Annotated in this window: 20 protein-coding genes; 12 read left to right on the top strand and 8 right to left on the bottom strand. The window is 74.7% G+C overall.

Annotation, left to right across the window (positions count from 1 at the left end; all coding sequences use genetic code 11):
• Positions 1–377: winged helix-turn-helix domain-containing protein (locus tag AB0K37_RS29185; protein WP_363986420.1), on the bottom strand; the 377-nt coding region annotated here is incomplete at its 3' end.
• 81 nt (positions 378–458) lie between these two features.
• On the opposite strand from AB0K37_RS29185, the gene AB0K37_RS29180 reads away from it, so the two are divergent.
• The 4 genes from AB0K37_RS29180 (at position 459) to AB0K37_RS29165 (ending at position 4,527) form a co-directional block, all read left to right on the top strand.
• Positions 459–1,322 (top strand): NAD(P)-binding domain-containing protein, encoded by an 864-nt coding sequence (locus AB0K37_RS29180; protein WP_363986418.1) that lies wholly within the window; start codon positions 459–461, stop codon positions 1,320–1,322.
• Positions 1,323–1,398: 76 nt separating this feature from the next.
• The gene (locus AB0K37_RS29175; RefSeq protein WP_363986416.1) at positions 1,399–3,087 is read left to right on the top strand and encodes an ExeM/NucH family extracellular endonuclease; all 1,689 of its coding nucleotides are present in this window, start codon (positions 1,399–1,401) and stop codon (positions 3,085–3,087) included.
• Between the two features lie 103 nt (positions 3,088–3,190).
• The gene (locus AB0K37_RS29170) at positions 3,191–3,499 is read left to right on the top strand and encodes a hypothetical protein (protein WP_363986415.1); all 309 of its coding nucleotides are present in this window, start codon (positions 3,191–3,193) and stop codon (positions 3,497–3,499) included.
• A 38-nt stretch (positions 3,500–3,537) separates the two neighbouring features.
• Positions 3,538–4,527 (top strand): LLM class flavin-dependent oxidoreductase, encoded by a 990-nt coding sequence (locus AB0K37_RS29165; protein ID WP_363986413.1) that lies wholly within the window; start codon positions 3,538–3,540, stop codon positions 4,525–4,527.
• A 138-nt stretch (positions 4,528–4,665) separates the two neighbouring features.
• Here the strand turns inward: AB0K37_RS29165 and gabT are convergent, their stop codons facing one another.
• Entirely contained in the window at positions 4,666–6,027 is a 1,362-nt protein-coding gene (gene gabT, locus AB0K37_RS29160) for a 4-aminobutyrate--2-oxoglutarate transaminase (RefSeq protein WP_363986411.1), read from the bottom strand.
• 91 nt (positions 6,028–6,118) lie between these two features.
• On the opposite strand from gabT, the gene AB0K37_RS29155 reads away from it, so the two are divergent.
• Together AB0K37_RS29155 and AB0K37_RS29150 are read left to right on the top strand one after the other, a co-directional pair.
• Positions 6,119–7,597, top strand: a complete 1,479-nt coding sequence (locus AB0K37_RS29155) for a PucR family transcriptional regulator (protein WP_363986409.1) — start codon at positions 6,119–6,121, stop codon at positions 7,595–7,597.
• A 5-nt stretch (positions 7,598–7,602) separates the two neighbouring features.
• Positions 7,603–9,030, top strand: coding sequence for an aldehyde dehydrogenase family protein (locus tag AB0K37_RS29150; protein WP_363986407.1), 1,428 nt, complete (start codon positions 7,603–7,605; stop codon positions 9,028–9,030).
• On the opposite strand, the gene AB0K37_RS29145 is transcribed toward AB0K37_RS29150, so the two are convergent.
• A complete protein-coding gene (locus AB0K37_RS29145; protein WP_363986405.1) occupies positions 9,027–10,076 on the bottom strand; it encodes an alpha/beta hydrolase in 1,050 nt (349 codons plus the stop codon). The two genes, AB0K37_RS29150 and AB0K37_RS29145, sit on opposite strands and share 4 nt — an antisense overlap.
• Before the next feature lie 152 nt (positions 10,077–10,228).
• Positions 10,229–11,206, bottom strand: coding sequence for an iron-siderophore ABC transporter substrate-binding protein (locus AB0K37_RS29140; protein WP_363986403.1), 978 nt, complete (start codon positions 11,204–11,206; stop codon positions 10,229–10,231).
• 117 nt (positions 11,207–11,323) lie between these two features.
• Between AB0K37_RS29140 and AB0K37_RS29135 the strand changes: the two genes are divergently transcribed.
• The 3 genes from AB0K37_RS29135 (at position 11,324) to AB0K37_RS29125 (ending at position 14,312) form a co-directional block, all read left to right on the top strand.
• Positions 11,324–12,403, top strand: a complete 1,080-nt coding sequence (locus AB0K37_RS29135) for an iron ABC transporter permease (protein ID WP_363986401.1) — start codon at positions 11,324–11,326, stop codon at positions 12,401–12,403.
• A complete protein-coding gene (locus AB0K37_RS29130; RefSeq protein WP_363986399.1) occupies positions 12,400–13,476 on the top strand; it encodes an iron chelate uptake ABC transporter family permease subunit in 1,077 nt (358 codons plus the stop codon). The genes AB0K37_RS29135 and AB0K37_RS29130 overlap by 4 nt, the downstream gene beginning before the upstream one ends.
• Positions 13,477–13,568: 92 nt before the next feature.
• Positions 13,569–14,312: an ABC transporter ATP-binding protein gene (locus AB0K37_RS29125; protein ID WP_363986422.1), complete on the top strand. Its 744-nt coding sequence runs from the start codon at positions 13,569–13,571 to the stop codon at positions 14,310–14,312.
• 90 nt (positions 14,313–14,402) lie between these two features.
• Here the strand turns inward: AB0K37_RS29125 and AB0K37_RS29120 are convergent, their stop codons facing one another.
• The gene (locus tag AB0K37_RS29120) at positions 14,403–15,041 is read right to left on the bottom strand and encodes a hypothetical protein (RefSeq protein WP_363986397.1); all 639 of its coding nucleotides are present in this window, start codon (positions 15,039–15,041) and stop codon (positions 14,403–14,405) included.
• A gap of 197 nt (positions 15,042–15,238) precedes the next feature.
• Here AB0K37_RS29120 and AB0K37_RS29115 point away from each other — a divergent pair, with 197 nt between their 5' ends.
• Entirely contained in the window at positions 15,239–15,811 is a 573-nt protein-coding gene (locus AB0K37_RS29115; protein WP_363986395.1) for a MarR family winged helix-turn-helix transcriptional regulator, read from the top strand.
• A gap of 11 nt (positions 15,812–15,822) precedes the next feature.
• Here AB0K37_RS29115 and AB0K37_RS29110 read toward each other — a convergent pair whose 3' ends face one another.
• Positions 15,823–16,437 carry a methyltransferase domain-containing protein gene (locus AB0K37_RS29110; RefSeq protein WP_363986393.1) on the bottom strand — a complete coding sequence of 205 codons (615 nt, stop codon included), beginning with the start codon at positions 16,435–16,437 and terminating at the stop codon, positions 15,823–15,825.
• The gene (locus AB0K37_RS29105) at positions 16,434–17,912 is read right to left on the bottom strand and encodes a carboxyl transferase domain-containing protein (protein ID WP_363986390.1); all 1,479 of its coding nucleotides are present in this window, start codon (positions 17,910–17,912) and stop codon (positions 16,434–16,436) included. Before AB0K37_RS29105 ends, AB0K37_RS29110 begins: the two co-directional genes overlap by 4 nt.
• A gap of 101 nt (positions 17,913–18,013) precedes the next feature.
• On the opposite strand from AB0K37_RS29105, the gene AB0K37_RS29100 reads away from it, so the two are divergent.
• Positions 18,014–19,435: an amidase gene (locus AB0K37_RS29100; protein WP_363986388.1), complete on the top strand. Its 1,422-nt coding sequence runs from the start codon at positions 18,014–18,016 to the stop codon at positions 19,433–19,435.
• Here the strand turns inward: AB0K37_RS29100 and AB0K37_RS29095 are convergent.
• Complete coding sequence (locus AB0K37_RS29095; protein ID WP_363986387.1) at positions 19,432–20,793, bottom strand: HAMP domain-containing sensor histidine kinase; 1,362 nt, start codon at positions 20,791–20,793, stop codon at positions 19,432–19,434. The two genes, AB0K37_RS29100 and AB0K37_RS29095, sit on opposite strands and share 4 nt — an antisense overlap.
• 333 nt (positions 20,794–21,126) lie before the next feature.
• Between AB0K37_RS29095 and AB0K37_RS29090 the strand changes: the two genes are divergently transcribed.
• A partial coding sequence (locus AB0K37_RS29090; protein ID WP_363986385.1) for a serine/threonine-protein kinase occupies positions 21,127–22,001 on the top strand: 875 nt, incomplete at its 3' end.

Below are 22,001 nucleotides of genomic sequence, written 5' to 3'. Positions count from 1 at the left end.
GCCTCGGCGAACCGCGCGGCGCGGGCTGCGGGGTCCGGTTCGTCCGCCGCCCGGCCGGCGAGGCCGGCGAAGTCGAGCGCGTCGGTCCGCGCGGCCAGCCGGTAGCCGGGCGGGCTGGTCTCGACCAGGGCGCGGGCGCCCGGTTCGGCGTCCTCCAGCGTCCGGCGCAACTGGGAGACGCGGGCCCGCAGCGTCGCGTGCGGATCGGCGGGCAGCGCGTCGCCCCACAGGTCGTCGATGAGGCGGTCGGCGGAGACCGCGCGCCCGGCGTGTGCGAGGAGGTCGGCCAGCAGCGCCCGCACCTTCCGGTCCGGGACCGGGACCGGGCGGCCGTCCACCGTCCGTACCTCCAGCGGACCGAGGACCCCGAAGCGCATGCCCCCACCGTAATGCGGCCCGAACCTTTCCCGAACCCGCGCGCCGCAGGCTGGAGCCCTGACGAAACGAAAGGGATCGACATGACGACGACTTCTGTGACCGTGCTCGGGTTGGGGCTGATGGGCAGCGCGCTCACCGAGGCGCTGCTGGAGGACGGGCGGAGCGTGACCGTATGGAACCGCTCGCGCGGCAAGGCCGAGCCGCTCGTGGCCAGGGGCGCGGTGGAGGCGGAGAGCGCCGCGGCGGCCGTCTCGGCGAGCCCGCTCGTGATCGTGTGCCTGTCGGTGTACGCCAACGCCGAGGAGATCCTCGGCGACGCGGCGGCCGGGCGCACGATCGTCCAGCTCACCAACGGGACGCCCCGGCAGGCGCGCGCCCTGGCCGACCGCGCCGCCGGGCTCGGCGCCCGGTACGTGGACGGCGGCATCATGGCCGTCCCGCCCATGATCGGGCGGCCGGAGGCGCTGATCCTCTACAGCGGCGACCAGGAGGCGTTCGAGGAGCACCGCGAGACCCTCGCGGCGCTCGGCCGGCCGCAGTTCCTCGGCGCCGACCCGGGGCTCGCGCCGCTGTTCGACCTGGCCCTGCTGGACGCCATGTACGGCATGATCGCCGGCTTCCAGCACGCGTTCGCGCTCATCCGGTCGGAGAAGGTCGCGGCCACGGAGTTCGAGCCGATGGCCACCGCGTGGCTGACCGCGATGCTGGGCATGCTGCCCGACCAGGCCCGCGCCGTCGAGGCGGGCGACTTCGCCACCAGCGTCTCCAGCGTCGCGACCAGCCAGGTGGCGTTCCCCGGCCTGATCGAGATGAGCCGCGACCAGGGCGTGGACCCCGGATACCTGCTCCCCCTGCAGGCCCTCCTCGACCGCGCGGTCGAGGAGGGGCACGGCGCGGACGGCCTCGCCCGCCTGATCACCCTCCTGGAGAGCCCCCGGCGGTGACCGGGTCCGTTGCGAATTGGTGGAGTCTTCATTAACGGTTCGCTGGTCGGCCAGGGGGCGCGCCTACTCTCCCGCCATGCGCCGAACAGCAGCAGCACTCGCGACCGTCCTGACCGCCGGCCTCGCCGCCGGCGTCCAGACGGCCGCCGCGGCGGAGCCGCCCACCTGCGGCAATCCCGCCGACCACCAGATCGCTGAGGTCCAGGGCAGCGGCGGCACGACCCCCCTCGCCGGGCAGACCGTCCGGGTCGAGGGGGTCGTGACCGCCGACTTCCAGCGCGCCGACCAGCTCAAGGGCTTCTTCGTCCAGGACCCGACGCCCGACGCGGACCCGCGGACCTCCGACGGGCTGTTCGTCTACTCGACCACCGACGTCGCGATCGGCGACCGGGTCCTGGTCACCGGCAAGGCCGTCGAGTACAACGGGCTCACCGAGCTGTCGCCCGTGTCGGCCGTGGACGTGTGCGGCACGGGGAAGGTCGCGCCCACGTCCGTCCGGCTGCCGCTCAAGGGCGGCGCGGGAATGGAGCAGTACGAGGGCACGCTGCTGCGCTTCGGCCAGCGGCTCACCGCCACCGAGACCTACCAGCTCGGACGGTACGGGCAGGTCACCGTCTCCGCGGGCGGCCGCCTCTTCCAGCCGACCGACGGGCACGGCGCCACGCAGGCGGGCAACGACGCGCGGCGGCTTCTCGTCGACGACGGGTCGAACGTGCAGAACCCGGCGACGATCCCCTACACCGACCCCCGCGTCCTGCGGATCGGGGACGCCACGACCGGGCTGACCGGTGTGCTCACCTACCAGTTCGGCGCCTACGCGTTGCAGCCCACCAGGCCCGCGCGGTTCGACGACCGGAACCCGGCGCGGAAGCGGCCGCCGAACGTGGGCGGCGACGTGCGCGTCGCGAGCTTCAACACGCTGAACTGGTTCACGACGCTGGACAAGCGCGGCGCGGACACGGCCGAGGAGCAGGAGCGGCAGCTCGCCAAGCTGACCGCCGCGCTGCGGGGCCTGGACGCCGACGTCGTCGGGCTGATGGAGGTCGAGAACAACGGCGACACCGCCGTCGGGGCCATCGTCGGCCGGCTGAACCGGGCGGCGGGCGCGGGAACGTACGCGTGGGTGCGGCACCCGTACCCGGGCACGGACGAGATCCACGTCGCGCTGATCTACCGGCCGTCGAAGGTGACGCCGGTCGGCGACGCGCGCTCGTCGCAGGACCCGGTGTTCGACCGCCCGCCGCTGGTGCAGACGTTCCGCCCCCGGGCGGGCGGGACGGCGTTCACCATGATCGTCAACCACTTCAAGTCGAAGGGCTGCGGCGGCGCCGCCGGACCCGACCAGGACCAGGGCGACGGCCAGGGCTGCTACAACGCCCGCCGCGTGTCCCAGGCCGGGGCGGTCGCCGCGCTCGCGGACGGCGTGCCGAACCCGCTCGTGGTCGGCGACCTCAACGCCTACACCGCCGAGGACCCCGTGAAGGCGCTCACCGGCGCCGGGCTCGTCGGGCAGACGCAGCGGTTCGTCCGCCCGAGCCAGCGGTACAGCTACGTCTTCGACGGGCAGTCGGGCGAGCTCGACCACGCGCTCGCGGGCAGGGCCCTGTCGCGGCGCGTGACCGGCGCGGCGATCTGGCACATCAACAGCGACGAGCCGGTGTTCCTCGACTACAACACCGAGTACAACCCGCCCGCCTTCTACAGGCCGGACGCGTTCCGCTCGTCCGACCACGACCCCGTCCTGCTCGGCCTCGACCTGCGCTGAGCCGCCCCTCGGGCCGGCCGCCGAAAAGGGGCGGCCGGCCCTCTCGCGCGACAAGGTCACCGAGCGTATGATCCAGGTCACATTCCTAGAGATCGGTGCGCTCATGACCGAAGCCGTGTCCGGCGCCGCCCCCGCCTCGGCGCCCGCTCCCCGCCTCGCGTTCGGAATCGGCCCCGACGGCACCTACACCCGGTTCGGGCAGGTCGCCGCCTTCGTCCTCGGACTCCTCACCACGTTCGCGTTCCTGCCGCTGGTCGTGGTCGGCGCCCTGCTGTACACCCGGGCCGAGACCCGGTTCGGGGAGGACCCCGCGCGGGCCCGCACGCTGGTCAACTGGTCGTGGCTCAGCATCACGGCCCCCGTCCTGGTCGCGGCCGTCGCGGTCGCCGCCGTCGCCGCGCTGAAGGGCTAGCGGGAAGAGGACCGGCCCGGGACGGGTTGGCACACGGTATGACCGTGCGCCTCTCCGTCCTCGATCTCGCCCCCGTCGTGACCGGCTCCACGTCCGGCCAGGCCCTGCGCAACACGCTCGACCTGGCCCGGCACGCCGAGCGGCTCGGCTTCCACCGGTACTGGCTGGCCGAGCACCACGCGATGCCCGGCATCGCCAGCTCGGCGACCGCCGTGCTGATCGGGCAGGTCGCGGCGGCGACCTCCCGGATGCGGGTGGGGTCGGGCGGGGTCATGCTGCCCAACCACGCGCCGATGGTCGTCGCCGAGCAGTTCGGGACGCTGGAGGCGCTGTACCCGGGACGCATCGACCTCGGCCTCGGCCGCGCGCCCGGCACCGACCAGGCGACCGCTCGGGCGCTGCGCCGGTCCGCCGAGGCGCTGTCGGTCGACGACTTCCCCGAGCAGGTCGTCGAGCTGCGGAACTACTTCGCCGCGGACAGCAAGGTCACCCCAGCCGCGGGGAACGAGCCGCCGGTGTGGCTGCTCGGGTCCAGCGGGTACAGCGCGCGGCTCGCCGGCCTGCTCGGCCTGCCGTTCGCGTTCGCGCACCACTTCAGCGCCGAGAACACCGTGCCCGCGCTGACCCTGTACCGGCAGTCGTTCCGTCCCGGCGCGCTGGACGAGCCGTACTCGATGATCGGGGTGTCGGTGACGGCGGCCGACACCGACGAGCGGGCGCGCGAGCTGGCCGCGCCGCAGGCGCTGTCGTTCCTGAGGCTGCGGCAGGGCCGTCCGGGGCTGCTGCCGACGCCGCAGGAGGCCGCGTCCTACCCGTACACGCCGCTGGAACGGCAGATGATCGACGCGCGGCTGGCCGACCAGGTCGTGGGCGGCCCGGACGCCGTCCGCAAGCAGCTGGACGACCTCGCCGGCCGGACCGGCGTCGACGAGGTCATGGTGACCACGCAGGTCTTCGACCACGCCGACCGGCTGCGCTCCTACGACATCCTCGCCGAGCTGTACCCGGAGAACCTCGGCGCGGCGTGATCACCCCCGGGCGGTCCGCGTCTCGAACGCCGTCGGCGGTGTGGACGACGCGGCCCTTTCTTTGGCCCCGAACGTTGTAGGGAACGTCGCGGGACCGCCGGCCTCCGGGCGGAGACCGGCGGCCGGCGCCGGCGCCGGTCAGCCCGCGAAGGCCGCCTCCAGGACGTCCAGTCCCTCGACCAGCAGCTCCTCCGGGATGACGAGCGGCGGCAGGAAGCGCATCACGTTCCCGTACGTCCCGGTCGTCAGCACGAGCAGGCCGTTCTCGTGGCAGGCGCGCGCGATCCGCGCGGTCAGCTCGGGGTCGGGCTCCTTGGTCCCCTCCCGCACCAGCTCGATGGCGATCATCGCGCCGCGCCCGCGCACGTCCCCGATCGCCGGATGCCGCTCGGCGAGGGCGCGCAGCCGGGGCAGCATGACCTCCCCGATCCGGCGGGCCCGCTCGGTGAGCTTGCCGTCCTCGATCTCCTCCAGCACGGCGAGCGCCGCCTCGCAGGCGAGCGGGTTGCCGCCGTAGGTGCCGCCGAGCCCGCCGCCGTGCACCTTGTCCATGATGTCGGCGCGCCCGGTGACGGCCGCCAGGGGCAGCCCGCCGGCGATGCCCTTCGCCGTCGCGACCAGGTCGGGGACGATCCCCTCGTGCTCGCAGGCGAACAGGTCGCCGGTCCGCGCGAAGCCCGTCTGCACCTCGTCGGCGACGAACAGGATCCCGTTGGCGCGGCAGAACTCGGCGAGCGCCGGCAGGAACCCGGGCGCGGGCTCGATGAACCCGCCCTCGCCCTGGATCGGCTCGATCAGCAGCGCCGCGACGTTCGTCGCGCCGATCTGCTTGGTGATCTGGTCGATCGCCTGCGCCGCCGCCTCCGGCCCGCAGTTGTCGGGGCCGGTCGGCCACCGGTACGGGTAGGCGAGCGGCATCCGGTACACCTCGGGCGCGTACGGGCCGAACCCCTGCTTGTAGGGCATGTTCTTCGCGGTCAGCGTCATCGTCAGCAGCGTCCGGCCGTGGTAGCCGTGGTCGAACGCCACGACCGCCTGCCGCCCCGTCGCGTACCGGGCGATCTTGACGGCGTTCTCCACCGCCTCGGCGCCGCTGTTGACCAGCAGGGAGCGCTTCTCGTGGTCGCCGGGCGTGATCCGGTTGAGGTTCTCGCACACCGCGACGTAGGACTCGTACGGCGCGACCATGAAGCAGGTGTGGGTGAACCGGTCGGCCTGCGCCTTCACCCGGGCCGCGACGCGCGGGTTGGCGTTGCCGACGTTCGTGACCGCGATGCCGGAGCCGAAGTCGATCAGCGAGTTGCCGTCGGCGTCGACGATCACGCCGCCGTCGGCGTCCGTCACGTACACCGGCAGGACGCTGCCGACGCCGGGCGGCACCGCCGCGAGGCGCCGCTCGTGCAGCGCGCGGGAGCGCGGGCCGGGGATCTCGGTCACGACGCGGCGCTCCTGCGGCAGGCGGGAGCCGCTCGCGCCGGGGAAGGGGTCCTGGCTGGTCATGGCCTGAACATAAGCCGGGCGCCGCCTACGATGAACCGTACGGGACGGCGAAATCCGTCCGGCGAGGTAGACACTTTGCACAGGGATTGACATGCCGCCCACGCTGGCCGCCGTGGCCGCCCTTCCCCAGCTCGGGCTGCGGTCGCTGACCGGACCGCTCCCCGCGACCCCGGTCGTGTGGGTCGCCGTCAGCGAGCTTGAGGACCCGACCCCGTTCCTGGAGGGCGGCGAGCTCGTGCTGACCACCGGCATGCGGCTCACCGCCGCGAACGCCGAGGGCTACGTGTCCCGGCTGGTCGCGCGGGGCGTCGCCGGGCTCGGCTTCGCGGTCGGCGTCATCCACGAGACCGTCCCCGCCGGGCTGCTCGCCGCGGCCCGCGACCAGGGGCTCGTGCTGCTGGAGGTACCGCGCCCGACCCCGTTCATCGCGATCGGCAAGGCGGTCTCCCGGGTGCTCGCCGCCGAGTGGTACGAGGACGTGACCCGCGCGTTCCAGGCCCAGCGCGAGCTGACCCGCGCCGCGCTCACCGGCCCCGGCGCGCTGGTCGCCCGGCTGGCCCGGCTGCTCGGCGGGTGGGCGCTGCTGCTGGACGCGTCCGGCGACGTGCGGCACGCCGAGCCCGCCCGCGCCCGCGACCGCGCCGACGCCCTCGCGCCCGAGCTGTCCCGGCTGCGGCGCCCCCCCGACCGGGGCGGCCCGGCCGCGAGCGTCGCGCTGGCCGTCCCCGACGACCACATCGTCGTGCAGCGCATCGGGCTGGGCGAACGGCCGCGGGGGTTCCTCGCGGTGGGCGCCGACGCGCCGCTCCCACCCACCGCGCACACGATCGTGGGCGCCGCCGTGGCCCTGCTGACGCTCCAGTCGGAGACGCCGCGCACCGGGCGCGACCTGCGGGCGTCGCTGGCGGCGCTGCTGCTCGGCCGCCCCGGCGAGGGCCCGGCGATCCCGCGCGGGCCCGTCCGTGTGCTCGCCTGCGCGGGCGGCGCCGCCGTCCTGGACGCGCTGGAGTCCGACGCGGCCGGGGCGCGATGCCCGGCGCTGCCGCTCGGCGGGCACATCGCCGTGATCGTGCCGGACGGGGCGCTCGGGACGGTCGAGCGGATCCTGGCGGGCAGCGGACCGATCGGCGTCAGCGACCCCGCCTCCGGGGACCTGCGTCCCGCGCTGCGGCAGGCCGAGGAGGCCCTCGCGGCGGCGGGGCGGTCGGACCGGGACGTCCTGCACTACTCCCGGCTCCCCGGGCAGGGCGTGCTCGGGCTGATGGACCCCGGCCCCGCGCACGCCTTCGCCGACGCGCTCCTCGCCCCCCTCCGCGCGGAAGGCCTGGTCGAGACCGTCCGGGCCTACGTCGCGGCCAACGGGCACGGGGAGGCGGCGGCGCGGGCGCTCGGCGTCCACCGGCACACGCTGCGGTCGCGGATGCGCAAGGCGGCCGAGCTCCTCGGGCGCGACCCCGACGATCCGGCCGTCCGCGCCGAACTGTGGATCGCGCTCGCCATCACGTCCAACGGCGAGGAGCGGATTGGACATCGCGGCGACTCCCAATCGGGCGCGCCGCGGATACCGTGAAACGCATGAACGTGACCCCATTCTGGCTGGCCGGCCGGCCTGAGACCGGTGACGGTGAGCTGACCGTTACGCATCCCTACGACGGCCGCGTGGTCGGGACGGCGGCGGTGCCGACGCCCGCGCAGGTCGAGGAGGCCGTCGCCGCGGCCGACGCCGTCCGCCGGGAGGCCGCGGCGCTGCCGCTGCACGTGCGGGCCGAGGCCCTCGCGCACGTGTCCGCGCGGCTCGCCGAGCGCGCCGAGGAGGTCGCCCGGCTGATCACGGGCGAGAACGGCAAGCCGCTGCTGTGGGCGCGCGGCGAGGTGACGCGCGCCGTCTCCACGTTCCGGTTCGCCGCCGAGGAGGCCCGCCGCATCGCCGCCACGACGCAGCGGCTCGACACCGACCCGGCCGCCGAGGGCCGGCTGGCCTACATCACCCGCGTGCCGAAGGGCCCGGTGCTCGGCATCTCGCCGTTCAACTTCCCGCTGAACCTCGCCGCCCACAAGATCGCCCCGGCGATCGCGGCGGGCGCGCCGATCGTCCTCAAGCCCGCCCCCGCCACGCCGCTGTCGGCGCTGCTGCTCGGCGAGCTGCTGGCCGAGACCGACCTGCCCGCCGGGATGTTCTCGGTCCTGCCGGTGCCGAACGACCGGGCCTCCGCCCTGGTCGACGACCCGCGGCTGCCGATCGTTTCGTTCACCGGCTCCGTGCCGGTCGGCTGGGCGATCAACGACCGGGCGCCGCGCAAGCACGTCACCCTGGAACTCGGCGGCAACGGCGCGGCGGTCGTCCTGCCCGACGCCGACCTGGACTGGGCCGCCAAGCGCATCGGGCTGTTCGCCAACTACCAGGCGGGGCAGAGCTGCATCGCCGTCCAGCGCGTCTACGTCGACCGGTCCGTCCTCGACGAGTTCCTGCCGAAGCTGGTCGACACGGTCGCCTCCCTCGTCACCGGCGACCCGTGGGACGACAAGACCCAGGTCGGCCCGCTCGTCGACCAGGCGGCCGCCGAGCGCGTCGAGGCCTGGGTGGACGAGGCCGTCGCGGCGGGCGCGCGCGTGCTCACCGGCGGCACCCGCGAGGGCGCCGCGTACGCGCCGACCGTCCTCACCGACGTCCCGCCCGACTCCAAGATCGCCCGCGAGGAGGTCTTCGGCCCGGTCATGTTCGTCCAGCCGGTGGACGGCCCCGACGAGGCGTTCGCCCTCGTCAACGACTCCAAGTTCGGCCTCCAGGCGGGCGTGTTCACCCGGAGCCTGGACGTGGCGTTCCGCGCCCACCGCGAGCTGGACGTGGGCGGCGTCGTGATCGGCGACGTCCCGTCCTACCGCGCCGACCAGATGCCCTACGGCGGCGTGAAGGACTCGGGCGTCGGCCGCGAGGGGCTGCGGTCGGCGATCGCCGACTACACCGAGGAGAAGGTCATGATCCTCACGGGCCTGCCCCTCTAGCCGCGGCTCCGGGGCCCCGCGTACAGCCCGGTGCGCAGGGCCCCGGCCGCCTCGGACGCCGCCTCCCGGAACCGCCCGCCGAGGGACCACATGTTCGCGAACCCGTGGATGAGGTCCTCCTGCCGCCGCAGGGCGACGGGCACGCCCGCCTCGCGCAGCCGCTCGGCGAACTCCTCCCCCTCGTCCCGCAGCGGGTCGAACCCGGCGGTGACGAGGTAGGTGGGCGGGAAGCCGGAGAGGTCCTCGGCGACCAGCGGCGAGGCGGCCGGCTCGGCGCGCCGCGGCTCCGGGCAGTAGTGGTCGCTGAACCACGTCATGTCTTCGTCGGTCAGGTAGAACCCCTCGGCGAACAGGTCACGCGACCGCCGCAGGACGGCCATGTCGACCGCGGGGTAGTACAGCAGCGCGAAGTCCGGCGTCCGCCGCGCCGTCAGCGCCACCACCGCCGCGAGGTTGCCGCCGGCGCTGTCGCCCCCGACCGCGACGGCCCCCGGGTCGGCGCCGAGGTCGCCGGCGTGGGCCGCCGCGTACTCGTAGGCGGCCAGGGCGTCGTCGGTCGCCGCCGGGTACGGGTGCTCGGGCGCGAGCCGGTAGTCCACCGACAGCACCCGCACCTCCGCGTGCACGGCGAGGTACCGGCACACCGTGTCGTGGGTGTCGAGGCTCCCGATCACCCAGCCGCCGCCGTGGTAGAAGACGAGCAGCGGCGATCCCTCCGCGAGCCCCTTCGGCGTGTAGAGCCGCGCCGGCACGCCGCCCGCGTCCACGTCCCGGGTCCGGACCGGGCGCGCCGGCACCTTCGGCAGGTACGCCTGCCCCCGGGCGATCCCCCGCCGCGCGTCCTCGACCGTGCCCCCGGCCAGCCTCCGCTCGCCCTCCAGCCGCATCATCGCGAGCAGCAGCTGCGCGTCCAGCGCCAGCTCCTGCCCGTCCCGCCGCACCGGCGCCCCGGCGACGAGCCGCTTCACCGGCCCCGGCAGCGCGAACACGGCGCGGAGCACGGCCCCGGTCACCCCCGGCGGCATCTTCTCGGTCAACGACGCCACACCAGCCTCCAGCCCTCGGGTTCCGCACACCGTACTCCCGAGTAGCCCGCGGGGGCGCCCCTCCCCTGCCCGAGGGCCGCGGAGGCCGCCCGCCACCGCCCCCGCCCGTGGTCGTGGGCGTGGTCGTGGTCGTGGGCGGCCGCCGGGTGCGGTCAGGACTTCCGGGCCGGGTCGACGCCGTAGAACTTCGCCAGGTCGTCGAGGATCGAGTGCGCGCCCTGCAGGCCGACGGCGGTCATCCAGGTGGTGTCGTTCACTTCGCGCTTGTCGCCGTCGAGCCTGTCCCACAGCGGGTTGTTCTCGAACCGGTCCTGGACCTGCGCCGCCTTGCCCGCGTCGTCGAGACTGGCGGCGATGAATATCTGGTCCGCGTCCAGTTCCTTGATCCGTTCCTCGCTGATGTCGACCGAGATCTTGTCGCTGGTCGGCTGGCCCTGCGGCCGGGGGAAGCCCACGTCCTTCAGCACGATCCCGGAGTAGGAGTTCTCGCTGTAGAGCCGCACGGTCGGCTCGTCGGTGAAGCGCACCATCGAGACGGCCGGCAGCTTCCCGCCCTTCTTCTTCCGGATCTCCGATCCGATGGTCCGGGCGCGCGTCTCGTACTCCTTGATCCGCTGATCGGCGAGCTGCTCCCTGCCCAGCGCCTTGGCGGTGAGCCGGATGTTCTCCTTCCAGGAGGCGCCCGTGGTCTCGCTGAAGACGGTGGGGGCGATCTGAGCGAGCTTGCCGTACAGCGCCTGGTGGCGGACCTTGGCCGACAGGATCAGGTCGGGCTTGAGCGCGCTGATCTTCTCCAGGCTCGGTTCGGTGAGCGTGCCGACCGGCCGGGCGTTCGCGGCGTGCCGGCGTCCGGCCTCGCCCAGGTAGCCCGGCACCCCTTCGGTGATCGAGCGGTAGGTGGTGTAGCCGTAGACGTCGGCGTCCAGGCTGACCGCGGCGTCCACGTAGGACTGGTCGAGCGCGACGACCCGCTTGGGCTCGGTGAAGATCTTGGTCGTCCCCATCGCGTGCTGGACAGTGCGCAGCGGTGTCCCGCCGTCCTCCGCGCCACCGGCGGATCCGCAGCCGGACAGGCCCAGCACCGCCAGCGCGGCGGTGATCCCGGCGGCCGCGTGACGGAGCGATGACATCCTCATCTAAGATTCCCCTCGATCAGCTAAGGCTTGCCTCATTTAGGCCAGGCTTACCTAACCACACTCTGATCTGCCGTGTAGGAGGGGGTTCGGTCCCCCGGGGAGAGGGGCTCTGTGACCGCACCTGCCCGCCCGGTGAAGACCCGCGCCGGGAGCGGCGCCGGAGCGGGCCCGGAGCCGCTCCGGTGGCTGCCGGCGCTGCGTCGTCACCGGCCCGCGGTGCTGGCCGGACTGGTCATGCTGACAGGTGCGGCGGCGCTGGCGAGCATCGTCATCGGAACCAGGTACGTCCCCGTGTCCGGCGTGTGGGGGGCGATCCTGCATCCCACGGGCAGCGAGGAGGACATCGTGGTCCGATCCCTGCGGGTGCCGCGCACCGCGTTCGGACTGCTGGCGGGAACCGCGCTCGGTGTGGCCGGCGCCCTGGTCCAGGGGCACACCCGGAACCCGCTCGCCGATCCGGGGCTGCTCGGCGTGACCCAGGGCGCGGCGTTCGCGATGGTGCTGGCGACCCTCACCCTGGGCGTCACCGGCCCGAACACCTACGTCTGGTTCGGGTTCGCCGGGGCGCTGACGGCCAGTCTGCTGGTCTTCGCCCTGGGCGGGGCGGGCCGCGGCGGGGCGACCCCGCTCACCCTCGCGCTTGCCGGCGCGGCGGTCACCGCGCTCCTGCACGGCCTGGTCGCCGGCCTGGTGCTGATCGACCAGCAGGCCATGGACACCTACCGATTCTGGCAGGCGGGAGCCCTGGCGGGGCGCGACATCGACGTGCTGCCCGGGCTGGCGCCGTTCGTCGCCGCAGGGCTGGCGCTGGCGATGGCGAACGCGCCCGGGCTGAACGCGCTCGCACTCGGCGAGGACGTCGCCCGCTCTCTGGGGCACCGGATCAGGGTGACCCGCACGGTCGGCATCGCGGCGATCACCCTGTTGACCGGAACCGCCGTCGCCGCCTGCGGTGCCCTGGCCTTTCTCGGACTGATCGTGCCGCATCTGGCCCGCGGGCTGTCCGGCCCGGACCACCGCTGGCTGCTGCCGTTCTCCGGACTGCTCGGCGCGACGCTGCTGCTGACCGCCGACGTGGCCGGACGGGTCGTGGCCCGCCCGGACGAACTGGAGGTGGGTATCATGCTCGCGCTGATCGGCGGACCGTTCTTCGTCGCGCTGGTCCGGCGCAGGAAGCCGGTGCGGTTGTGACCTCCCCGGCGACCTCGTCCAAGAGACGGCCGGCGGCGCGGGCGGCCGGGCTGTCGTTCCGGGTGCGGCCGCGCGCCGCCGCGGTGGTGCTGGCGGGACTGGCCGCGCTGGCGCTGCTGATGGCACTGAACATCGGCCGCGGCGACTTCCCGATCGGCGTCGCCGACGTCGTCCGCACGTTGCTCGGCGACCCGGAGCACCGCTTCGTGGTGATGGAACTACGACTGCCCCGAGCCCTCACCGGAGCGCTGGTCGGCGCGGCGCTCGGCCTGGCCGGCGCGCTCACCCAGACCATCTCGCGCAACCCCCTGGCCGGCCCCGACACTCTCGGGATCAGCGCCGGCGCCAGCGTCGTGGTGGTCGGGCTGATCGTGGCGACCGGCAGCGCCGCGGGCGGCGCCGGCGGCGCGCTCGCCGCCGTCGGGATCCCGCTGGCCGCCCTCGCCGGCGGTCTGGCCGGCGGAGCCGCGGTCTACCTGCTGGCCTGGCGGCACGGCCTGGACGGCCACCGGCTGATCCTCGTCGGCATCGGCGTCTCCGGCGTCGCCGCGAACGTCAAGTGGTGGCTGCTGACCCTCGGCGACGTCAACGACGCCGGCCGCGCGATGGCCTGGATCACCGGCAGCCTCAACGCGCGCGGCTGGGAGCACGTCCGCCCGGTCGCACTGGTGCTGGCGGTACTCGTCCCGCTCACCCTCGCCGGCGCGTTCACACTCGGCGCGCTGCGGCTCGGCGACGACCCGGCCCGGGCACTCGGTCTCCGTGTCGACCGGGACCGTTCCCTGCTGATCCTGGCCGCCATCACCATGGCATCGATCGCCACGGCGTCCGCCGGGCCGGTGGAGTTCGTCGGCCTGGCCGCGCCGCAGATCGCGCTGCGCCTGGCCGGGACCGGGCAGCCTCCGCTGACCGGGTCACTGGTCGCCGGTGCGGTGCTCACCGTCGGCGCGGACCTGATCGCGCGGACCGCGTTCGGCGGCGTGGAACTGCCCGTAGGCGTCGTCACCGCCGTCCTCGGCGCGCCGTTCCTGCTCTACCTCCTCATACGGTCCCGGCGAAAGGCCACCACGTGAAGCACGTCGAACCCGCCGCCGCCCGGTCCGCCGAGCGGCAGGGCGCCGCCGGGCTCTCCACCCGCGAACTGCGGCTCGGATACGGCGGCCGGCTGGTCGTCGACGGCCTGACCCTCGATCTGGCGAGCGCCGCCATCACCGCGATCATCGGGCCGAACGGCTGCGGCAAGTCCACCCTTCTGCGCGGGCTGGGCCGTCTGCTCAAGCCGCGCGGCGGGCAGGTGCTGCTCGACGGCGCCGACATCGCCAGGCTGCCGGCCAAGGAGGTCGCGCGGCGGATGGCCGTACTGCCGCAGTCCCCGCAGGCACCCGAAGGACTCACGGTCGCCGACCTGGTCGCCCGCGGCCGGCACCCGCACCAGTCCTGGTACCGGCAGTGGTCGCCGGGGGACGAGGAGGTCGTGAACGCGGCCCTGGCGAAGACCGGCATGCTGGAGTTCGCCGATCGGCCGCTGGAGGAGATGTCCGGCGGCCAGCGGCAGCGCGTGTGGATCTCCATGACGCTGGCGCAGGACACCGGGCTGCTGCTCCTCGACGAGCCCACCACCTACCTCGACCTCGCCCACCAGGTGGAGCTTCTGGAGCTCCTCCGGAAACTGCACGACGAAGACGGCCGCACGGTCGTCATGGTGCTGCACGACCTCAACCTGGCCGCCCGTTACGCCCATCGCCTGGTCGCCATGCGCGACGGCCTCGTCGTGGCGCACGGCGAGCCGAAAGAGATCCTGACCGAGGACCTCCTGAACACGGTGTTCGACCTGCCCGCCAGGGTGATCGAAGATCCGGTCACCGGCGCTCCCTTGGTGATCCCGCTCGGCTCCCGTGCCGGACTCTGAGCGCAGGGGGTCGGCGGAAGCCGTCGTCGACGACCTCTGGTTCGCTGAGAAGCAGGTCCTCGGCCGGGCCGCTCGACCTCGCCTGAGTGGTCAGGATGCGCGCGTGCCGGTCACGACGCGGGTCCGGCGGCGCCAGTAGGCGAGCGTGACGGCGGCGAGCAGCGGCCCCCACGCGAGCAGCGGCGCGTAGGCGACCACGCCGAGCACGCCCTGCCAGTCGTGGAAGTGGATGGGGAAGCCCTCGGGTAGCGGGCGCCCCTGAATCGTCTCCTGGAACACGAGGCAGTTGACGACGGAGGCCGTCCACATGGGGGTGAGGATCGCGGCGCCCGCGAGACCCGGGATCACGGCGGCCATGACCGGCACGCGCCGTCCTCGCAGGCCGGGCAGCCAGCGCGGGAAGACCTCGCCCCATCCGGCGATCATGCCGACGGCGGTGAACGCCACCGCCTCCGACAGGATCGACAGCAGCACCACGTACGCCTCCAGCGGCACCCAGCCGGGAAGGTCGCCTCCCGCGGTCCCCGTGTCCAGGCTGTCGCCGCTGAGGATCGGCAGGTGGAAGGCGAAGGCGGCGATCCGCCACAGTCCTGACGGCAGGACGGTGAGCGGGACGGCCAGGGCCGCGATCCGCGCCCAGCGCGGGACGCCCGCGACCGGCGCGTGCGCGGCTTCCCAGCCCGCGCGCAGCCGCGCGAACGGAACGGATGGCGTGCTCGCAAGGGTCATGGCCCCACCCTCGCGCCCGCCCCCGCCCGCGGTGATCCCCCGCGGGCGCCACCCCCTCCCCCGCACGGGGGAATCCCGGATCGGGATCACGGGAATCGTACGGAGTCGAACGACCGCCGACGGGAGTAGATTCGCCTTCGGTCCGCCGGAGGCGCGCGAGCGGTTCACCGGCGCCGGACCCTACGGGAGGGACGCACGTGACCGGGCACCACACCCTGCAAGAGACCGAGCAGGCCGTCCAGCGGCGCCTCGGCGACGTGCCGCTGCGGCACGACGCGATGATGGCGGTGTCCAACATCTACCGCGCCGCCGCCGCGATCCGGCAGCACTTCGAGAGCTCGGTCCTGCGCGGCGCCGACCTGACGTGGACGTCGTTCGTCGTCCTGTGGGTGGTGTGGATCTGGGACGATATAGAGACGCGGCACGTCGCCGAGGAGGCCGGGATCTCCAAGGGCACGCTCACCGGGGTCGTGAAGACGCTGGAGGGGCGCGGCCTGATCGAGCGCGGCTCGCACGCGACGGACGGGCGGCTGGTCCTGCTGCGGCTGACCGCCGAGGGGCAGGAGCTGATGCGGGAGATGTTCCCCGCGTTCAACGCCGAGGAGGCGTTCGTGGTGGAGGGGCTGAGCGGCGAGGAGAACCGCGCGCTCGGCGGGACGCTCCGGTCGGTGGTCGAGCACCTGGAGGAGGCGGGTGAGGAGCGGCGGGCCGCGCTGCGCGAGCAGTCGCCGCCGCCGCCCCGCCGCTCGGGCCGCCGCTCCCGCGGCTGACCGCCGCGCCCTCAGGGCTTGCGCGCCAGCAGGCAGCCAGAGGGGATGGGGCGCTCGCCGTCCGCGGGACGGCGCAGGAGCCGCGCCACCTCCACCAGCCCGGCCCGGGCGGCCAGCTCGGCCATGTCGTCGACGGGCCTGCGGTAGGCGAGGGCGACCTTGTGGTCGAACGACTCCGCCTCGTCCTCGTCGGTCGACTGGAACCCGACCAGGAGCAGGCCGCCGGGGGCCAGCACCCGGTGGAACTCGGCGAAGGCGCGCGGGAGCTCCTCCGGCCCCAGGTGGATGGTCGAGTACCACGACAGGACGCCCGCCAGGCCGCCGTCCGGGAGGTCGAGCGCCGTGATGTCGCCCTCGTCGAAGCGCAGGTGCGGGTGGTCGGCGCGGGCCCGGGCGATCATGGCGGGCGACAGGTCGAGCCCGAACGCGTCCAGGCCGAGGCCGTGCAGCAGCGCCGTCCCGCGGCCGGGGCCGCAGCCGAGGTCGGCGACCGGCCCGGCCGGGACCATCGCCGCGAACGCGGTGATCATCGCCCGGTCCAGATGGAGCTCGTCGAGCGCGTCGCGGAAGAGGTCCGCGTAGAGGTCGGCGATGGCGTCGTAGGCGCGGGAGACGGTCTCGGTCATGATCCAGAACGGTAGCGCGCACGGCGGGCGGCCGGGCCGGTGGGCGCGAGGCCCGACAGCCCCCGCTCCACCGCCGCCGCGGCCCGGCGGCAGAATGCCTCCGGCTCGTCGGCGGCGTCCGGGCGCTCGTCGACGAGCACGTCCGCCAGCCCGCCGCGCAGCAGGTCCGCCGACCGGACGCCCTGAGCCTCGGCCATCTCGCCGGCCCGCGCCGGGGTCCGGTGGACGATCAGCGAGGCGCCCTCGGGCGGCAGCGGCGCCAGCCAGGCGTGCCGGGCCACCAGGACGCGGTCGGCGGGCAGCAGCGCCAGCGCGGCGCCGCCCGTGCCCTCGCCCAGCAGCAGGCAGAGCGTCGGCGCCGGAAGGGTGATCAGGTCGGCCAGGCAGCGGGCGATCTCACCCGCGAGCCCGCCCTCCTCCGCCTCGGCCGACAGGACGGCGCCGGGGGTGTCGACCACCGTGACCAGCGGAAGGCCCAGCTCCGCGGCCAGCCGCATCCCGCGCCGCGCGACGCGCAGCCCGGCCGGGCCGAGCGGGTGGCCGCCGCGCTGGCCGCGCCGGTCCTGCCCCACCAGGACGCACGGCGCCGCCCCGAAACGGGCCAGGGCGAGCAGCAGGCCGGGCTCCGCCTCCCCCTGGCCGGTGCCCGACAGGGGCGTCACGTCCGCGGCCCCGAAGCGCAGCAGCTCGCGGACGCCCGGACGGTCCGGGCGGCGCGACCGCTCGATCGAGTTCCACGCCGTCCCCTCCGGGGGAACGCCCGCGGGCGGAGGCGAGGGCGCGGGCGCCGAGGGCGGCCGCCCGCACAGGACGTCCAGCGCGGCGGACGCCACCCCCGCGAGGTCGTCGATGGCGACCACGGCGTCCAGCAGCCCCTTGGCCGCCAGGTTCTCGGCGACCTGCACCCCCGGCGGGAACGGCTCCCCGTGCAGGCCCTCGTAGACGCGGGGACCGAGGAACCCGATCAGCGCGCCGGGCTCGGCGGCCGTCACGTGCCCGAGCGACCCCCACGACGCGAACACCCCGCCGGTCGTCGGATGCCTCAGGTAGACCAGGTAGGGCAGGCCGGCGGCCCGGTGCGCCATCACGGCGGCGGTGATGCGGGCCATCTGCACGAACGCGGCCGTCCCCTCCTGCATGCGGGTGCCGCCGGAGCACGGCGCGGCGAGCAGCGGCAGGCCCTCGGCGGTGGCGCGCTCGACGGCCGCGACGATCCGGTCGGCGGTGGCGAGGCCGATCGAGCCCGCGAGGAACCGGAACTCCGACACGACGAACGCGACGCGGCGCCCCCGCAGCCGGCCCTCCCCCGTCAGCACGGCCTCGTCGCAGCCGCTGCGCTCGCGGGCGGCGGCGAGATCCTCGGCGTACGCGGAGGCGGGGGGCGGCGCCTCGGCGGGCGGAACGTCCCAGGACGTCCGGGCTCCCTCGTCCAGCACGCGGCGCAGCAGCTCGCGCGCCCCGACACGATCCGTCACGAAGCCCCTTCCGCCGGTCTCTCCTGCATGATGTCCTCACCCTGGGACCACCGGGCGCCCGGGGTGGACACTGGTGGGGACCCCGCGCACGAGGAGGGCATGTGTCCGAGGAGATCTGCTTCGCGTCCGCCCGCGACCTGGCGCGCCGGATCCGCGCCCGCGAACTGTCGGCGCGCGAGGTCCTGCAGGCGCATCTCGACCAGATCGAACGGACGAACCCGCAGGTCAACGCCATCGTCACGCTGGTCGCCGAGCGGGCGGAACGGCAGGCGCGCGAAGCCGACGAGCGGCTGGCCGCCGGGGAGCGGCCGGGCCCCCTGCACGGCCTGCCCGTGGCGCACAAGGACACCCACGCCACCGCCGGCATCCGCACGACCTCCGGTTCGCCGATCTTCGCCGACCACGTTCCGGACCGCGACGAGCTCGTCGTCGAGCGGATCCGCGCCGCGGGCGCCGTCACCCTCGGCAAGACGAACACGCCCGAGTTCGCCGCCGGGTCCCACACCTTCAACCCGGTGTTCGGCCTGACCCGCAACCCCTACGACCTCTCCCGGTCGGCGGGCGGCAGCAGCGGCGGCGCCGCGGCCGCGCTGGCGTGCGGCATGCAGCCGCTCGCCGACGGCGGCGACATGGGCGGCTCGCTGCGCAACCCCGCCTCGTTCTGCAACGTCGTCGGGCTGCGCCCGTCGCCGGGCCGGGTGCCGTCCTGGCCGGTCCTCGCGGGCTGGTCGACGCTGGGCGTGCAGGGGCCGATGGCCCGGAACGTCGCCGACGTCGCGCTGCTGCTGTCGGTGCTCGCCGGCCCCGACCCGCGCAGCCCGATCGCGCTGGAGACGCCCGGGACGGCCTTCGCCGCGCCGCTGGACCGCGACCTCGCCGGGCTGCGCCTCGCCTGGTCCCCCGACCTCGGCGGGACGATCCCCGTCGACCCGGCCGTCACCGGCGTCCTCGCCCCCGCCGCCAAGGTGTTCGAGGAGCTCGGCTGCGCGGTCGAGGAGGCCTCCCCCGACCTGACCGGCGCCGACGAGGTCTTCCGCACCCTGCGCGCCTGGCACTGGGACATCACCCTGCGCCCCCTGCTGGACGAGCGCCGCGCCGACTTCAAGCCCTCCCTCGCCGAGAACATCGACGCCGGGCGCTCCCTCACCGGCGCCGACCTCGGCCGCGCCGAGACGCTCCACACGGCGCTGTTCCACCGCGTCCGGGAGTTCTTCGAGCGCTACGACGCGCTGCTGCTGCCGGTCAGCCAGGTCCCGCCCTTCGACGCCGGCGCCGAGTACCCGGACGAGGTCGCCGGGCGGCCGATGCGCGACTACCTGGAGTGGATGCGGTCGTGCTTCCTCATCTCGGCGACCGGGTGCCCCGCGCTGTCGGTGCCCGCCGGATTCACCTCCGACGGGCTGCCGGTGGGCCTGCAGATCGTCGGCCCCCACCACGCGGACCTGGCCGTCCTTCGGATCGGCCACGCGTTCGAGCGGGCGACCCGGCACGGCGACCGGCGACCGCCCCTCGCGCCGCCCTAGACCTCCTCGCGGGGGATGCGCAGGACGAACCGGGCGCCCTGGTCGCTGTCGGCGGCCACGAGCGTGCCGCCGTGCGCGCGGGCGATGTCGCGGGAGATCGTCAGCCCGAGACCGGTGCCGCCGCGGTCCAGCTCGCGGCCCTCGGCGAGCCGGTGGAACCGCCAGAAGATCCGCTCGCGGTCCTCCGGCGCGATCCCCGAGCCGTCGTCGCGGACCTCCAGCACCGCCTCCGGCCCGTCCACGGTCACGCTCACCCAGATCCGCGACTCCGCGTGCCGCTCGGCGTTGTCCAGCAGGTTCGTCAGCAGCCGGACGAGCTGGGCCTCGGTGACCCGGGCCGTGACGCCCTCGTCCGCCGCGACCTCGACCGGGACCCGGCGGGGCCGCCGGCTCACCTCCGCCCGGACCAGCTCGCCGAGGTCGATCCGCTCCCGCGCGACGTGCACGCCCGCGCCCAGCTTCGCCAGGATGAGCAGGTCGCCGACGATCTCCTGCAGCCGGTCGGCGTCGGCGAGGGCCGCCCGGGCGACCGCCGGCCAGTCCTCGTCCTCCGGCTGCTCCAGCGCCACCTCCAGCTGGGTGCGCAGGCCCGTCAGCGGGCTGCGCAGCTCGTGCGAGACGTCCGCGACGAACGCGCGCTGCCGCGTGAGGACGTCCTCCAGCCGGTTCAGCATCACGTTCACCGACTCGGCCAGCTCCGACACCTCGTCGTTGGGCTCCGGCACGGTCACCCGGCGGTCGGCGCCGCCGGTGATCTCCGTCATCTCGGCGCTCATCACCCGGACCGGCCGCAGCGCCCGCCGCACCGCCAGCGACACGATCCAGCCCACCACGGTCGTCGCGACCAGCACCGTCACGACGAGCAGGGCGACGAAGACCTGCCCGGAGCGGGTGACCGTCGTGATGGGGGCGCCGGCGTAGACCGTGCGGGTGCCGAAGCGGGTGTCGACCCGCTCGGTGACGAAGTAGAAATCGGCGAGCCCTTGGAACCGCACGGTGTGGTACTCGGGGCGGCCCGCCACCGGTGAGACCGGAACCCTCATGGGGCCGCGGCCGTGCAGCGTGTCGCTGGCCGCGAGCACGCTGCCCTCGCCGTCCTGGACCTGGAGCAGCGGGAAGCCGGGGTCATCGACGCGGATCGTCCCCCGCAGGTCGGTCTCGCGCACGAGCGTGGAGAGGTCGGAGACGACCAGGGTGCCGCGGTCGTGCAGCCCCCGGTAGACGGTGCCGCGGAGGGCCTGGTAGAAGAGCGTGACGCCGCCGACGAGCAGCAGCGCGACGATGAGCGTCGCGGCCGCGGTCACGCGGGTCCGCACCGACCAGGACGCCGGCGACAGCAGGTCCCCGAGTATCCGCACCCGGCGCCCCTCCCCCTTCCGGCTCGCGAGCGGCGGCCGGTGCCGCGCCGCGTCGACGCGCCGGGGGGAGGGCGCAGGACGGTTCTTACCGGGCCGTTGCCCTGCGAAACATCGCCACATACCGGACCGGCGCCCGTGCGGGCGGCGCCTCCCACCCCTGGGGAGCCGCCCGCACGGGCACCGCTTCCCTCACTGTGCACGCCCCCGATGCACGGGGTGCTACATCGACGTGACGATCACGTTTCCGCCCTTCTTCGGAAAAACCCGCCATAATTCGCCGCCGATAGGGGATGGGTGGGCGGGAGAGACGGAAGGGGGGTGCTGGAGCACCGCATGGACACTGACTTCAGGCCACTCGAACCCGCCGACCCCCGAGAGGTCGGCGGTCACCGACTGCTGGGCAGGCTGGGATCCGGCGGCATGGGGACGGTCTTCCTCGGAGCCGACCCGGTGTCGGGCGGGCGCGTCGCGGTCAAGACGATCCATCCGCACCTCGCCGAGGACCCGTCCTACCGGCGGCGCTTCCGCGACGAGGCGCACCTCGCGAGCCGGGTCGCCTCGTTCTGCACCGCGCGCGTCCTCGCGCAGGGCGAGCAGGACGGCCTGCCCTACCTCGTCACCGACTACGTCGGAGGCGTGTCCCTGCACGACAGGCTCACCTCCGGCGGTCCGCTGCCGCCCGCCGACCTGCACGGCGTCGCCGTGGGCGTCGCCTCGGCGCTCGCCGCGATCCACGCGGCGGGGCTCGTGCACCGCGACCTCAAGCCCGCCAACGTGATGCTCACCCTGTCGGGCTGCCGCGTCATCGACTTCGGCATCGCGGGCAGCCAGGACGCGCCGGACGAGGCCGACACGACCGGCCAGGTGTTCGGCACCCCGGGGTGGATCGCCCCGGAGGTGCTCGTGGGAGGCGCCTCGTCCCAGGCGGCCGACATCTTCGCCTGGGGCTGCCTCATCGCCCACGCCGGGACGGGGCAGATGCCGATCGGCGGCGACCCCGCGACGCTGCGCACCGCCGCCGGGGACGCCGACCTGTCCGGCCTGCCGGACGCGCTGGTCCCGCTCGTCCGGTGGGCGCTGGCGGAGGACCCGGCGGACCGCCCCACCGCGACCGACCTGCTCCTCGCCGGCGACACCGGTGAGGAGGGCCTGAAGGAGCTGGTCGGCGACATCGGCGACATCGACGCCAAGGGGTCCAGCCAGAGCTC

It is taken from the genome of Actinomadura sp. NPDC049753 (genome assembly GCF_040674655.1).
Taxonomy (GTDB): Bacteria; Actinomycetota; Actinomycetes; order Streptosporangiales; family Streptosporangiaceae; genus Spirillospora; species Spirillospora verrucosospora.
The sequence above is the reverse complement of the archived record's forward strand: the minus strand, read 5'-3'. Positions and strand labels throughout refer to the sequence as shown.